At 38.3% G+C, this 14,489-nt stretch carries 13 protein-coding genes; 6 read left to right on the top strand and 7 right to left on the bottom strand.

Annotation, left to right across the window (positions count from 1 at the left end):
- Positions 1 to 96 precede the first annotated feature (96 nt).
- A complete protein-coding gene (locus EU510_RS03910; RefSeq protein ID WP_076914937.1) occupies positions 97 to 1,686 on the bottom strand; it encodes an ABC-F family ATPase in 1,590 nt (529 codons plus the stop codon).
- A 637-nt stretch (positions 1,687 to 2,323) separates the two neighbouring features.
- Here EU510_RS03910 and EU510_RS03905 point away from each other — a divergent pair.
- Entirely contained in the window at positions 2,324 to 3,532 is a 1,209-nt protein-coding gene (locus EU510_RS03905; protein WP_149592347.1) for a porin, read from the top strand.
- Between the two features lie 91 nt (positions 3,533 to 3,623).
- Here the strand turns inward: EU510_RS03905 and EU510_RS03900 are convergent, their stop codons facing one another.
- The gene (locus tag EU510_RS03900) at positions 3,624 to 4,535 is read right to left on the bottom strand and encodes a LysR family transcriptional regulator (protein ID WP_149592346.1); all 912 of its coding nucleotides are present in this window, start codon (positions 4,533 to 4,535) and stop codon (positions 3,624 to 3,626) included.
- Between the two features lie 108 nt (positions 4,536 to 4,643).
- Here EU510_RS03900 and EU510_RS03895 point away from each other — a divergent pair, with 108 nt between their 5' ends.
- Entirely contained in the window at positions 4,644 to 5,816 is a 1,173-nt protein-coding gene (locus tag EU510_RS03895; RefSeq protein ID WP_149592345.1) for an MFS transporter, read from the top strand.
- Positions 5,817 to 5,840: 24 nt separating this feature from the next.
- The gene (locus tag EU510_RS03890; RefSeq protein ID WP_149592344.1) at positions 5,841 to 6,980 is read left to right on the top strand and encodes an MFS transporter; all 1,140 of its coding nucleotides are present in this window, start codon (positions 5,841 to 5,843) and stop codon (positions 6,978 to 6,980) included.
- Positions 6,981 to 7,501: 521 nt separating this feature from the next.
- Here EU510_RS03890 and EU510_RS03885 read toward each other — a convergent pair.
- The 3 genes from EU510_RS03885 to EU510_RS03875 form a co-directional block, all read right to left on the bottom strand.
- The gene (locus EU510_RS03885) at positions 7,502 to 8,383 is read right to left on the bottom strand and encodes an alpha/beta hydrolase (RefSeq protein WP_149592343.1); all 882 of its coding nucleotides are present in this window, start codon (positions 8,381 to 8,383) and stop codon (positions 7,502 to 7,504) included.
- 30 nt (positions 8,384 to 8,413) lie between these two features.
- Entirely contained in the window at positions 8,414 to 9,025 is a 612-nt protein-coding gene (locus tag EU510_RS03880) for a MarC family protein (RefSeq protein ID WP_149592342.1), read from the bottom strand.
- 162 nt (positions 9,026 to 9,187) lie between these two features.
- A complete protein-coding gene (locus EU510_RS03875) occupies positions 9,188 to 9,670 on the bottom strand; it encodes a GNAT family N-acetyltransferase (RefSeq protein WP_149592341.1) in 483 nt (160 codons plus the stop codon).
- A 105-nt stretch (positions 9,671 to 9,775) separates the two neighbouring features.
- On the opposite strand from EU510_RS03875, the gene EU510_RS03870 reads away from it, so the two are divergent.
- Positions 9,776 to 9,976: a hypothetical protein gene (locus tag EU510_RS03870; protein WP_002962626.1), complete on the top strand. Its 201-nt coding sequence runs from the start codon at positions 9,776 to 9,778 to the stop codon at positions 9,974 to 9,976.
- 58 nt (positions 9,977 to 10,034) lie between these two features.
- Here EU510_RS03870 and EU510_RS03865 read toward each other — a convergent pair whose 3' ends face one another.
- Positions 10,035 to 10,229: a CPXCG motif-containing cysteine-rich protein gene (locus EU510_RS03865; protein ID WP_149592340.1), complete on the bottom strand. Its 195-nt coding sequence runs from the start codon at positions 10,227 to 10,229 to the stop codon at positions 10,035 to 10,037.
- Between the two features lie 279 nt (positions 10,230 to 10,508).
- On the opposite strand from EU510_RS03865, the gene msrA reads away from it, so the two are divergent.
- Both msrA and EU510_RS03855 read left to right on the top strand, forming a co-directional pair.
- A complete protein-coding gene (gene msrA, locus EU510_RS03860) occupies positions 10,509 to 11,108 on the top strand; it encodes a peptide-methionine (S)-S-oxide reductase MsrA (RefSeq protein ID WP_149592339.1) in 600 nt (199 codons plus the stop codon).
- A 227-nt stretch (positions 11,109 to 11,335) separates the two neighbouring features.
- On the top strand, positions 11,336 to 12,250 hold the full coding sequence (locus tag EU510_RS03855; RefSeq protein ID WP_149592338.1) for a 2OG-Fe(II) oxygenase family protein: 915 nt from the start codon (positions 11,336 to 11,338) through the stop codon (positions 12,248 to 12,250).
- A 74-nt stretch (positions 12,251 to 12,324) separates the two neighbouring features.
- On the opposite strand, the gene EU510_RS03850 is transcribed toward EU510_RS03855, so the two are convergent.
- A complete protein-coding gene (locus EU510_RS03850; RefSeq protein WP_149592337.1) occupies positions 12,325 to 14,436 on the bottom strand; it encodes a TonB-dependent siderophore receptor in 2,112 nt (703 codons plus the stop codon).
- Between the last annotated feature and the right edge of the window lie 53 nt (positions 14,437 to 14,489).

Here is a 14,489-nt window from a genome sequence, read left to right as displayed (position 1 = left end):
GGGTATTATACCCAAACCAAGTTTAATTGCGACTCACAAAAACAAAAAAAGCCATGTTTAAACATGGCTTTTTAGAGTTAACGGGTAAATAGCTAATTAAGCTTCTTTACTCGCTAGGTATTCTGCATAGTTGCCTCTAAAGTCGATAACTTTACCGTCTTTAATTTCCCAAATGCGGGTCGCAACCGATGATACAAACTGACGGTCGTGAGATACAAACATCAATGTACCCTCGTAAGCTTCAAGGGCTAAGTTAAGCGCTTCAATAGATTCCATATCCATGTGGTTAGTTGGCTCATCCATTAACAATATGTTTGGCTTATGCATCATAATTTTACCAAACAACATGCGGCCTTGCTCACCACCTGATATTACTTTAACTGATTTTTTAATATCGTTTTGAGAGAATAACATACGGCCTAAGAAGCTACGAACCACTTGCTCGTCGTCGCCTTCTTGTTGCCATTGCTCCATCCACTGAAACAAGTTCATGTCGGTTGCAAACTCATCAGCGTGATCTTGCGCGTAGTAACCAATGTTCGCGTTTTCAGAGAACTTAAACTCACCAGCTTTAGGTGCTAAGCGCCCTGCTAATGTATTAAGTAATGTTGTTTTACCAACACCATTTTCACCAATAATAGCAATACGTTCGCCAACTTCTACTAAACCTTCAAGTCCAGAAAACAACGTATTGTCGTCAAAACCTTGCGTTAAATTAGTCATTTCAAGCGCGTTTCTGAATAACTGCTTTTCTTGGTCAAAACGAATAAACGGAGTTTGACGTGAAGACGCTTTAACTTCGTCTAATTGGATTTTGTCGATACGTTTAGCACGCGATGTTGCTTGCTTAGCTTTAGATGCGTTAGCAGAGAAACGAGAAACAAACTGTTGAAGTTCAGCAATTTGATTTTTCTTTTTCGCGTTTTCGTTAAGTAATTGCTCACGTGCTTGCGTTGCTGCAAACATGTATTCGTCATAATTACCTGGATAAATACGCAGCTCGCCGTAGTCAATATCTGCCATGTGTGTACACACAGAGTTTAAAAAGTGACGGTCATGCGATATGATTATCATCGTACAGTCGCGCTGATTAAGTACGTCTTCTAACCACTTGATGGTGTAAATATCCAAGTTATTAGTAGGTTCATCAAGTAGCATAATGTCTGGGTCTGAAAACAACACCTGTGCAAGTAGTACGCGCAGCTTAAAACCCGGTGCAATTTCTGACATTGGGCCAAAGTGTTGGTCAGTGCCAATACCTACACCTAATAAAAGCTCACCTGCTTTAGATTCCGCAGAGTAACCATCCATTTCAGCAAATTCAGTTTCAAGGTCGGCTACTTTCATACCGTCTTCTTCACTCATTTCTGGTAAAGAGTAAATGCGGTCACGTTCTTGTTTTATTTCCCACAACTCTTTGTGGCCCATAATTACGGTATCAATTACTGAGTATTCTTCGTAGGCAAACTGGTCTTGGTTTAGTTTAGCAACGCGTTCATTTGGATCAGTACTTACATTACCTGAAGACGCTTCAAGCTCACCACTTAAAATTTTCATAAATGTTGATTTACCACAACCATTTGCACCGATTAAACCGTAACGGTTACCGTCGCCAAATTTTGCTGAGATATTTTCAAATAATGGTTTAGCACCAAATTGCATGGTGACATTAGCTGTACTAATAATAGCGCTACCCTCCAAGGGAGTATTGATGTATTTAAATTGCGCGCAGTTTAAACCAAAATGGCCTGTTTTTCTATGAAAGTTTAAAGTCAAACCACGTGGTTTAAGGCATTTATTATGGCTATGTAGTTAGTAGTAAAAATAACGGATTAGATTTAATGGTTTCGTTAATTTTTATTCAACTTATTCTAATTAAAATTCATAAAGTATGTTTTACAAACAGGCGTAAGAGATTAGAAATTACGATACAAATTAGAGTAAAAACACTTTTAACGTGTTTGTGTGTTTACTTAACTCATTTTTGTACAACCTATAATAATAAAAAGTTATATTTATGAAAATAAAGTACTTTTAGAGCTTTTACACTAGTTACTATTTTTTAATCAAGATGAAATTAATTCAAATTCAAATTTTTACACACCACTTATTACCAATCCTTTTTACCTACAAAAAAACTAAAAAAACAAACCTCAGCAACACCTGAAAAACAAAATTAACCTTGAGTGAATGTTAATTAAGTTTTCCTTCCAATTTTGTTGATTTTTTTTCACTTTTGAGCCGTTTATTGCTTTGTTAGTCTTCGAATCTGAATTTTTACCTACGTAAAAAACTGACCAATTTACACAGGGCAACACACAAGATGAGCAAAAAATTAGCGACGCTTATTAGCGCAAGTATTGTATTCGCACCCGCTGTTTCGGCAGTAGAGTTATACAAAGATGACAAAAACACTGTTGAAGTAGGTGGGTATCTTGATGTGCGTGTAATTAATACACAAAACGAAACCGAAGTTGTTAACGGTACCTCGCGGATTAACTTTGGATTTACCCGAAAGCTTAAGAAAGACTGGACTGCCCTCGCACTCGTAGAATGGGGTGTAAACCCTGTTGGCAGCAGCGATATTATTTATAACAATCGTTTTGAGTCTATTCAGGATGAGTTTTTATATAACCGTTTAGGTTACGCAGGCCTTTCACACGAAAAGTACGGCCAACTTACCATTGGTAAACAATGGGGTGCTTGGTACGACGTGGTTTATGGCACAAATAATAGCTTTGTATGGGATGGTAATGCAGCTGGTGTTTATACCTATAATAAAGACGATGGCGCTGTGAATGGCACTGGCCGTGGAGATAAGTTAGTGCAGTACCGCAACAGCTATAACGATTTTAGTTTTGCAGTACAAGCGCAGCTTAAAAACAGCGAGTTTTATACCTGTGACGTAACCGACATTTCAGAAGAAGAATGCGAAACGCTTTGGAACTCTGGTGATAGTGCTGCCCAAGAAGTTGAATTTAATTACACATTTGGTGCGTCTGTAACTTATACTCCAACTGACATGCTAACACTTACAGCGGGTATTAACCGTGGCGAGTTTGATTTAACGTTTGGCGATGGTTCTACACGCAATGTTGAAGATTTAATTTATGGTGCAGGTATTATGTGGGGCAACATTGATAAGCTCGGCTTATACGTTGCTGCCAACGTAAATAAAAACAAAAACCACGACACCGATAATATTGGCCGCTTAATTAAAAACGCAATCGGTGTAGAAACATTTGCATCTTACCGCTTTGATAACGATTTTCGCCCTTTTATTGCCTACAACGTGTTTGATGCCGGTGATGACTACGTAATTCAGCCAAACTTTAACGCCGATCCAGACGATGTATTTAAGCGTCAGTTTGCTGTTATTGGCCTTCACTACTTAATTGACGAAGACACTATTGCCTACGTAGAAGCACGTAAAGACTTTAGCGACTTTGAAAGCGATAACGACGAACAACAAGCACAAATGGAGCAGTCGGAAGATGACGGTATAGCATTTGGTTTTAGATATAAGTTCTAAATATAAGCTCTAAATATAAGTTTAAAAAAAGACTACAACTTCCCTAAGCACAACCCTTTTAGCCCTTTTAACTTTTTTAACTGGGCTTTTTTTATTCCGCCATACTTTTTTGAATACTTAGTTTTGCATTTAAGGCTATTTCAACAAATGCATTAACAGCTGCATTGGTATCTGCTTTTTTAATTTGTAATAGCACTGGGATTTGCGTGAGTACGTCGCTCAGTTTTATAAAATGGCACCCTTCACTATATAATTTACGTACGCAATATGGCGCAATTGCCACACCAAGGCCAGCAGCCACTTCAGTAACTAATGTTTGCATATGCCTAGGTTGGCTAATAATGTTCGGTGAAAAATGAGCTTGTTTGCATTGCAAAATAGTTTCATCAAAAAGACCAAGTGCTTCCTCTCTATTAAAAATAATAAATGGCTCATTTTTTAGTTTAGCTAAATCAATATTTTTATAATTTGCCAGCGCATGGTTTTGATTAACGATGGCCACCAATGAATCTACATAAATAGTATGACTTACAAATTCATCATTAATTGAATCAGGTAAAGGCCGTGAAAAACCTACATCAATTAAATCATTTTTAAACGCATGTATTTGCTCAGTTGCAGTCATTTCAAACAATGTAACGTGCACGCTTGGGTATTGCTGTTTATATTCTCGAACCAGTGCTGCCATAAAGGTTAAACATGCCGAGCTTAAGTGCGCAATATTAAGTGTACCTACCTGCCCGTTGTGGGCACGTTTAACCTGAGTTTTAGCTTTATCAGCTAGAGTCAAAATAGCGCGTGCATCTTTTAATAGCTGCTCACCCGCTTGAGTTATTGCAACATCGCGTGAATTTCTTATAAACAGCACAACATCAAACTCGCTTTCGAGCTGTGCAATATGCCTACTTATTGCAGGTTGCACGGTATGTAGCTCTTTGGCCGCTTCTGAAAAACTCTGATGCTTAGCCACGCTGACAAAACTTTTTAATGTTTTAATATCCATCACACACCTTAAATACATTATTTGTATAGATTCTATAAAATAATATCATTTTTGTTATAGGTAAAGAACTCATACCATAGCTATATGAGTTAACAACACTAGACAGCTATGACCAAACCCAAACAAAATCAGTCATTAAGTCGATTTATTTTATTACTGATGACCACTGCAATTGCCGCAACAGCAGCAAACTTATACTACAACCAGCCTATTTTACCGCTTATAGCGAACGAATTTAATTTAACTGATTCGCAGCTTGGGAGTATTCCCGCGCTTACACAAATTGGTTACGCGTTTGCGTTATTATTTATTTCTCCTTTGGGTGACTCGATTGCTCGCAGGCGTTTAATTACTATTTTGTCGAGCTTATTAGTAGTGGCTTGTAGTGCAGCAATGCTTGCACCTAACTTACCTTTATTACTTATATCGGTATTTTTAATTGGTGTAAGCGCCAATATAACCCAGCAATTAATACCCTTTGCAGCATCGCTTGTATCGAGCGAGCAAAAAGGTGCCACGTTAGGCACATTAATGATGGGTTTAACTATCGGTATTTTACTTTCAAGAACGTTAAGTGGGTTTGTAGGTGAGCAATTTGGTTGGCGAAGTGTATTTTTAATGTCGGCAGTACTCGCAGCATTATTTGGTGTATTACTGCGCGTGTTTTTACCTGGCAATAAGCCACACACTAATTTGCGTTACTGGCCTCTCATTAAAAGTACGTTGGCGTTGTTTATTAAACATAAATCACTGCAGCATTTTACACTTTCGGGCGCATTTTGGTTTGCATCATTTAATGTGCTTTGGGCAACACTTGCAATTTATGTAAGTAACGAGCCATTTAACTACAACGCTCAACAAGCGGGTTTATTTGGTGTAATAGCATTGGCTGGCGTAATTGGCGCTAAGTCATCGGGTAAATGGGTCAGCAAATTAGGGTCTAAAGCTCTAATTATGATTGCACTTACGCTTGCGGCAATCGGCTTTGCTATTACAGGTTTGTTTAATGGCAGTTTAGCGTCGTTAATTATTGGCATTATTTTAATCGACTTTGCCATATTTAGTGCACAAGTGGCTAACCAAGTGCGTGTTTTTAGTATTGACCCCACTGCGCAAAGTCGCATAAATGGAATTTACATGCTGGGCTATTACATTGGAGGCGCTGTTGGCTCAATGGTTGGTGTTAAAGCATTTGCACTGTATCAATGGCCTGGCGTTGTTGCTGTAAGCATTATATTTATTTTGTTAAGTGGCATTTTTAATTCATTTGCTAAAAAGTAATCGCTTAAAACTTAAGGAGTAAAAATGGGTATGTTAAAAACAGCGGGTAGCTTTACATTACTGTGTATTGCCAGCTTAACTATTATGGTGGGAACCCTAATTGCGCCAGGTTTAGTAATTATTTCACAAGGATTAGGTATAACCGATAACACCATACTTTTAATTACGTTGCCATCGTTAGGCGCTGTGGTTTTTGCGCCGTTAGCAGGAAAATTAATAGATAAATACGGAGCTTATAAACTTTTAGTCATTGGGTTATTTTTATATGGGGTTGCAGGTGCCAGCGCTTACTTTTTAAAAGGCTCAACGCTTGTATTTGCTAATCGATTTTTACTCGGCGGTATAACTGCTGTGGTAATGGCAAGTTGTACGGTTTTAATTTCTACGTGGTACACAGGCGAAGCACGCCTTGGCATGATTGCAAAACAAGGCATGGCGATAGAGTTAGGCGGTGTTATATTTTTATTTTTAGGCGGATTATTAGCGTCGCAATTTTGGGCACTGCCATTTTCACTTTATTTAATAGCGTGGGTATTTTTGGCCATGCTTTTATTATTTGTGCCAAGTAAAAACTCACTGGCTAGTAATAACGATGAAGTGTCAGAACATCTAAACCACAAAGCTAATAATGGTCTCTCGTTAAAAAGCGTTTATGTAATTTCAACACTCGCGATGACCATATTTTTTACGTCTACTGTTTTACTGCCCATTACAATGAACGAGGAAAACTTTAACGAATCACAAATAGGCCAACTACTCGCATTTATATCTTTAGTGGCTGTAGTTACCGCAGGCTTTATGCCTAAAATAACAAAGAAGCTTGGTGAGCCCAAAGTTTTGGCATTTGCCTTTTTAGCGTTTAGTTTATCGTATATTTGTTTTACACAAGTAAGCACCCTACTTTTAATTTTAGGCGCAATATTAATAGGTATAGGATTTGGTTTTAGCATCCCGCTTTTAAACCATATGACGGTAGAGCTCAGTGATGTGAAAGTACGCGGCCGTAATTTATCGTACTTTACGATGGCTGTATTCTCGGGTCAGTTTTTTACCTCATTTATGCAGTACATACCTGGTGGCGAGAAAAACGTATTTATAATTTGTAGCGTTTCAGCGTTTATAATTGCACTAGTATTGTTTTTTAAACCGATCAAAGCAAAGTAGTAGTAACTTAAAAAAGAGCATTTTTATAAATGCTCTTTTTATCTAAACATCCTGCTTTATTATCTGCACTATCTTATTGATAATCTTTTTCTAATTCAACTCTATTGCTAAGTTTAGCGTTATAACAATACTTAGTATGATGTGTTCTTATACTATAAAGCCACCAGCTAATTTATATTAACTACATTAAGAGCGTAAAAAGATCGTTAAACTGTACTGAAACTACAAAGTACTTACACTGCTTATTGCTGATCACAAAGGCGTAAAGCTGATTAAAAGCAGTAACAAATACGTGTGTTATATACCCATAGGTACTGGCGTCATTCTAACTCAACACCTAAGCACTGTATATAAATACAGTTAATTTATTTGCTGTGCAAATATAAATTAAACCAACTGCCCTTTCTAAGTCGTTAATAATATTAAACTTAGTAAAGTGCTATAAAGCAGATTGAGCATTCTAAATACATAAAACAGCGATAACTGTATATACATACAGTTATCGCTTAAACCTATCTAATCTACTTTTTAATAAACGCACTATAACCAGCTAATGCCTTTGATACACTAAGTGGTGGATTATCTGAATGCTCAGCACCTTTGTTTATAGCGCTTTGCCACACAAGGTTATTGTTAGGGTTGGCTGTTAAAACAGTCTCTAAATTACTAAACGCTTTTAACATTAACGGATGCTCTGCCCCACCAACAGAAAGATATAAATAAGTAGGTGACTTAATTTTGTTAGCTTGAGAAGTTAAAAACGCTTCTACATTATTAACTACGGTCATATCGTCATACCAAGCCGCTGGGCTAAAAGCAAAATAGCCATTAAACAGTTCAGGCTTTGTATGCAAGGTATAAAGTACAAAGCTGCCACCGGCAGAAAAACCACTTAATACACAGTTATTACTAAGCTTATATTTTGCCGATAAATACGGGAGTAACTCAGTTTCAATAAATGCTAAAAACTTGTCGGCTTCACCATTAGGCTCTATAAGTGTTTCATTTTCTGGGCGCGCTTGTGTATTTACATCTTGGCGAGCATAAGGAGGCACTAAATCGCGATTACGTGTATCTGTAAAAAATAAATTAGGAATAGACACCAATATAGCCTTATCCCCTTTTTCGCTCTTAGCTTGTTTGGTAAGTGCTTTATCCCATGTATCTAAATTAAAATTACCATCGGTTTTAATAATTAACGGATATGCTTTTTTAGGATTGTAATTAGTCGGTAATCTTATAAACACTTTGCGCGACTCATTAAGCACGCTTGAGTTAATTGTTACATCTGTATAGGCCGATACATAATGGTTGTAATAACGTATGGCTAAAATACCAATTGCAAAAATGACTACGGCCAAACTTAAATTAATAATATAGTGTTTTGTTATTTTTATTGCCATACAGCATTCCTTTTAATGTTTAGGGGTTATTTAACCAAGCTTAACCCATTGTTTTATTTCAAGCGCGGTCATAATAAGCTCAACCGAAAACGCGGCTAAAATCATCCCCATCACACGCGTTAAAATAGACGCGCCGCCAGTACCAATTAGCTTAATAATTTTACCCGAAAGCAGCAACAGTATTAATGTAATACCCAACACACCAAGTGTAACAAGCGCTGTCCCTATTTGAGTAGTAATTGGGTGAATATGATTGTCGGTAAGTAGTATTACCGCCAAAATAGCGCCTGGGGTCGCAGTTGCTGGTATAGCAAGCGGAAACACGGCTATATCGTGATCGGGGTCTTGTTTAGCTTTGTTAGAATCGTTTCCAAAAATCATTTGTAGGCCAAACAAAAACAATATAATTCCGCCCCCTAACTGAAACGATACCAATCTAATTCCCATCGCATTAAGTATTAGTTGCCCTATTAAAATAGACCCTAATAATACGCCCCCCGCATAAAGCACCGTTTTAAATGCAGTTTTACGACGTTGTTGATCAGTTAAATGAGAAGTAAGCGCAGCAAACAGCGCCATTGTGCCTATAGGGTCAATGGTCGCCCAAATTACAAGCGCATCTTGAGAGAGTTTTTCTAGCATATAAAATCCTTGTTAAGCGTAAATGTTTAATAAAACACGGGTAACAAATTCATTTACTTACGCTTAACTATAATAGAAAGCTACTATATTTTGTATTTTATTTACTGAGCTTTAAGGATTGACGATTGTAAAAAGATAAGCGCTTATAATTCTCGTGATGAGTTAAAGTGATTTATGCCAGACAGAATTTTCTCTTAAACTAAACCCTAGTTTCATAAGTAAATTATGACAACGTGCATTATGTGCGCTCACCTCGGCCGACAAATGTTTAAGCGGTACATGCTTAACTAGGGTTTCAATAAAACCGGTCACCACTTCAAACATTACGCCCTTATCCCAAAAGTCAGGATGCAGCTCAAATCCTATAAACGCACTACTTTTACACGGCGTTAAATTATAAAGCCCACAAGTACCCATTAACTTTCCAGATATATTATGTTCAATTGCAACTCTAATCACTTCACCTTCGTAATATGCACTAATATCATCTTGTATTAATTGCTTGATTTGCGTTTTGCTGAGCGGTGTTTCGTAGTCGTTAAATTCTGACACATGTGGGTGGTTTAAAATATTAAATAAACACGCAGCGTGTTTGTGGGTAATTAAACGCAGCGTAACGCGTTCAAGCTTTGTGGTATTAAACATTTTATTTAAGTGGTAAGTTAATTAGCTCTTTATGGACACGCATTATTAACTTACCATACGCCATTAACAAGCATTATCTTTAAAGCAAAAAGAGTGGATAACGTAATGAGTGACGATTTTAAAGTAATACAACCCACTACCACAGTATATTGCCCAAAGCGCGGCGAAGGCTGGACCTTAACAGGCATTACTAATATTAACGAGTTTACCTCAGTAATGTTTGACGGCACACGCTATACACTGCCAGCACGCGAAATAGTAGAAGAGCTTCTTCCTAACCAGTTAGCGCGTGAGCAAAATAGCTAACCAAACACATACACAGTAAAAAGGCTGCAACTTTGCAGCCTACTATCTAATTAACGAGTTAAAATGCTTCGTCTTCACTGTAAACATTAACGTTTAGCTCGTCATCATTCTCAAATACCACAAACGAAATTGGCTTACAGCATACTTGGCAGTCTTCTATGTATTGCTCATCAATATCTGCTGCATCAAGTAATACTTCAATACTTTCTCCACAATAAGGGCAGCTTATTGATTTTTCAGTTAACTGGTTCATTTGTCACCTGCTAATTTATATCACTAATGTTGTCACTTTAATGAACACGTAAGCATAATTCAACAACCCTTTAAATAACGCTTAATTGGTTAACTTAATTAAACCATGCTACTAACTTAAATAGTGATCTTACTACTAGCCTCATCCCTATAAAGCTTGTCAAAAGACAATATTGCACCATAGACAAATTAGCCAGCCCTCTACAATGAAATTGTATTAGCACTAAGCGGGTCTAACTTTATAAGTATTTATAAACTCACACTACAGGTGGATAATTTTATGAAAAAATCACTTACGCTTGCATTAACATCTGCCGTTATTTTGTTTAGTACATTTTCCCATGCAGAAAAAACTGAAAAAGCCGTTTTAGCTGGAGGCTGTTTTTGGTGTATGGAAAGTGACTTTGAAAAGCTAGAAGGCGTAACCGATGTAATTTCGGGGTTTACCGGCGGTAAACTTAAAAACCCGACATACAATGGTAATCATAAAGGCCATTACGAGGCCGTAGAAATCACTTACGATCCAGCTATAGTAAGCTATCAAGGTATACTTGATCATTACTGGGTAAATATTGATCCCTTTGATGCAAAAGGCCAATTTTGTGATAAAGGCCCTAGTTACTTAAGCGCTATATTTGTACAAAACGACGAACAACGTAAATTAGCTGAAAAAACAAAAGCAGCAGTAGTTGCCGAGTTTCCTAATCAAACTGTGGTTACACCTATACTAAACGCAAGTACCTTTTACCCTATTAAAGGGAAGGAAAGCTTTCACCAAGATTATTACAAAAACAACCCAATCCGATATAACACGTATCGTTGGCGTTGTGGTCGCGACAGCCGTCTAGAAGAAATTTGGGGCGACAGAGCAACTCACTAGTATTTATTAAGCAACTTAAATTACACCAATAAAAGGCTGCATATTGTGCAGCCTTTTACTTATCTACAAAACTAGCTATCTCTGCTTCAAGTAAGTATACAAACCTTCATTATCAATAAATAGTATATTCTGTTTCCTAAAGCAGGCTGTTTATCTACTAAATCAAATGCAATAAATTGCACTCTTAGATTGATATAAACCAAATTCAACAACTGGAGTGACACAAAATGTTTGCCAACCAATTACAGCTAGCGCGTGCTCTAGAATTACCAACACGACAAGCCATGCTTTACCGTGAACAATCAGTACAACACTTTTGGAATAGCAACACCGACCTAATTACAAACGCGTGGAGCGAATGGGAAGCAACATCAATAGATAGCTCAACGTTCACGCTTGACGACACACTACTTGATAAAAACCTACGCGAAGCAGTAAAGCAAGCATGGGACGATCCATCAAAAGAGCTTGCCGTAAAAGCGTTATTACACGAAGTAGCCCCTGATGTGTTTCAATTTCAATTTTTTGATCCTGAGCGCCTCGCAGTTTTACGCGGATATTTAGAACAAGTATGGAATTCGCAAATTCCTTTGCGCCCGCCATACGGCATAGTGTTGAATCGCCGTGGCGCCATGCTTGATAGCCGCTCAGAAGGTTATTTAGCCGCGCCAAGCTTTCAAGCATTTTATAACGAAATACTAAACACTTATATGCGCCCTATTTCGCGTATGCTGTTCCCTGAGGTTATGGGGTTTGATACACAAACATTTGGTTTTTCAATTTATTATGAGCCAAATACAGATTCGTCAATTCGTCCACATACCGACGCATCAGCTGTAACGCTTAACATTAACTTAAACTTACCAGGCGAAGAGTTTACAGGGTCAGAAGTTGACTTTTATCACCCGTACACAGGCGACATAAAATCACTTACCTTTAAGCCGGGTACTGCCATGTTACATCGAGGCAATATTGCACATGCAGCCAAGCCTATTACCAGTGGCGAGCGAACTAACTTTGTCTTGTGGTTGTATGGGGAGCGCGGTCGATTACCAGCACAAGGTGCACCACGAATTCCTGTTGATGCTAAACAGCGCTGGAGTAACCCTAACAAGCCAAATGATGGCTATGCACCGTTTTAAGTACGTATTTTAGAGGTTTTAAAAACAAAAGGCTGCCTAATTTAAGCAGCCTTTTTGAGTTTTAGATTAACAGTTTAAAATTTATATGATGCAGAAAACTTAACGTTTCTAGGTGTACCAGGTTGTACCCATGCATCAGCAAACGAGTTTGTATAATACGTTTCATCAAACACGTTATTTACCTCAGCCGTAATATCAATCGCGTCTGTTACATCGTAATTTACAAAAGCACGCGCGGTTGTGTAACTTGGTAGTTCAAAGTCGGTACCAAAAAAACCATTACGCTTACCACCATGTATTAAACCACCACCAAATTTTATAGCTTTACCGTATAAAGCGGCCGATTTAACCAATTGCAAGCTAAGCTGTTGCTCTGGTATGTTTAATAACGAGCTACCCGCCTCTACTGTGTAACCAAAGTTGGCATCAAAAAATGAGTTTTCGATTGTTGCATCAGTATAAGCATACGACGCCCACACTTCTAATGTATCAGTAAGCTCACCTGTAATATCAATCTCTATTCCTTTACTTTGTGCTTCACCAATAGCTGCGTAAGTAAACGCAGTTGCATCGTCTACAACAAGCATGTTGTCTTGCTCTACTTTAAACACAGCAACAGTACCAAATAAGGCGCCATCGTTTAGCGTAAATTTAACACCCACCTCAGCAGATGTAGACTGGTTTGGCTCAAAACCATCACCATTAGCATCAGCGCCCGAAAGCGGACGGAAGTTTTCGCCATAAGCTCCATAAACAGATACATAATCGCTTGCTTCATACACCACACCAAACTGCGGACTCACACGTGACTCAGTTTGTTTAGTGTTGGTGTTGGCTAAGCGGTTATTTAAGCGCTGCTCATAATCATCAAAACGTGCACCAATGCGAATATCTAACTTATCGGTAATGCTTATTTGGTCTTGAATGAATACCCCTACCGACTCTTGAATTTCTACTCGGTCAGTATTAGCTGTTGGCGTTGGTAATTCGTACGCGCCGTAAACAGGGTTAAATACATTAATATATTGATCACCACGTACACGTAAAATTACTTGATCGTTTTCAAATTTATCGGCATCAACACCCATAATTAAACGGTGCTCAAACCCGCCCAGCTCAAGATTACCACTTACCTCAGTTCTAAATACTTGGTATTTTGCATCAAAATCGCGGTAGCGTCTAAAGCGATTTACTTCACCGTCAATCACGCCATCAAAGCCGGTTTCGGTTGCAAAGCCCTCCATAGAGGTATCACGATAGTTTGCACCAAATAAAATGCTCCAGTTATCATCAAAGTCATGAATGTACTCTAACTGATGCCCTAGTACATCGGCTTCAATTGGGCCGTCGCCCGGCTCACCTAAAAAGCGACTTTCAGGAATTAAACCAAGTTCGCCATCTATAGCTAAAACGCCTCTATCAAATGGGACTTCTTGATCGGAGTATTCAAGTTCATATATTAGCTGGCTGCTGTCGTTTATATTCCACACTATTGATGGGCTAAAGCCTTGCTTAGTGGTTTCTATGGTATCTCTAAAGCTTTCGGCGTCTTCGTAAAAACCAACCAGTCTAATTGCTACGTCGTCGTTAAGCGGCGTTGTGTAATCAACATCGGCGCGATAAGTATCAAAACTACCTACAGTAAGCTTAATTTCACCTGCGGTATCGAACGTTGGGCGTTTAGTAACTAAGTTTACTGTACCACCTGGTTCACCACGGCCAAATAACGCCGCGCGTGGGCCTTTTAAAACCTCAACCGATTCAATACCAGATAAGTCACGCGAGCCACCAAAACCACGCCCAGCATTAAAGCCATTTACTAAGTAGTTACTAGGTAGGTTTTCATCACCTACAAAACCACGTAATGCAAAACTATTCCAAAGCCCACCAAAGTTATTTTGGCGCGCAACAGAGGCTGATAAATCAAGTGCTTGATCAAGGCTTACTGCACCAGCGTTTTCGAGGGCTTCTAAATCTATTTTAAGCTCCGATTGCGGTGTTTCTAAAGGGCTAAAGTTACCTTGGTAAGCTTGGCGAGTTGCAACAACGGTTACTTTTTCAATTGCGTCATCCGTTACGCTTTTAACTTGCTGCTTTTGCTCAGCGGCCATAATCTGGCTGCTAAACAAACTTACTAAACAAGCACTTAAATAGGTGAGCTTATGCCCTTTTGTATTGGTTTTCATGTTTTACCTTGTGAGTAATGTACGTATTTTATAGTTGTGTTTTAAATATGTTA

Source organism: Pseudoalteromonas sp. FUC4 (assembly GCF_008370255.1).
Taxonomy (GTDB): Bacteria; Pseudomonadota; Gammaproteobacteria; order Enterobacterales; family Alteromonadaceae; genus Pseudoalteromonas.
Note: the sequence above shows the minus strand (reverse complement) of the source record. Positions and strands in the feature narration are given on the sequence as shown.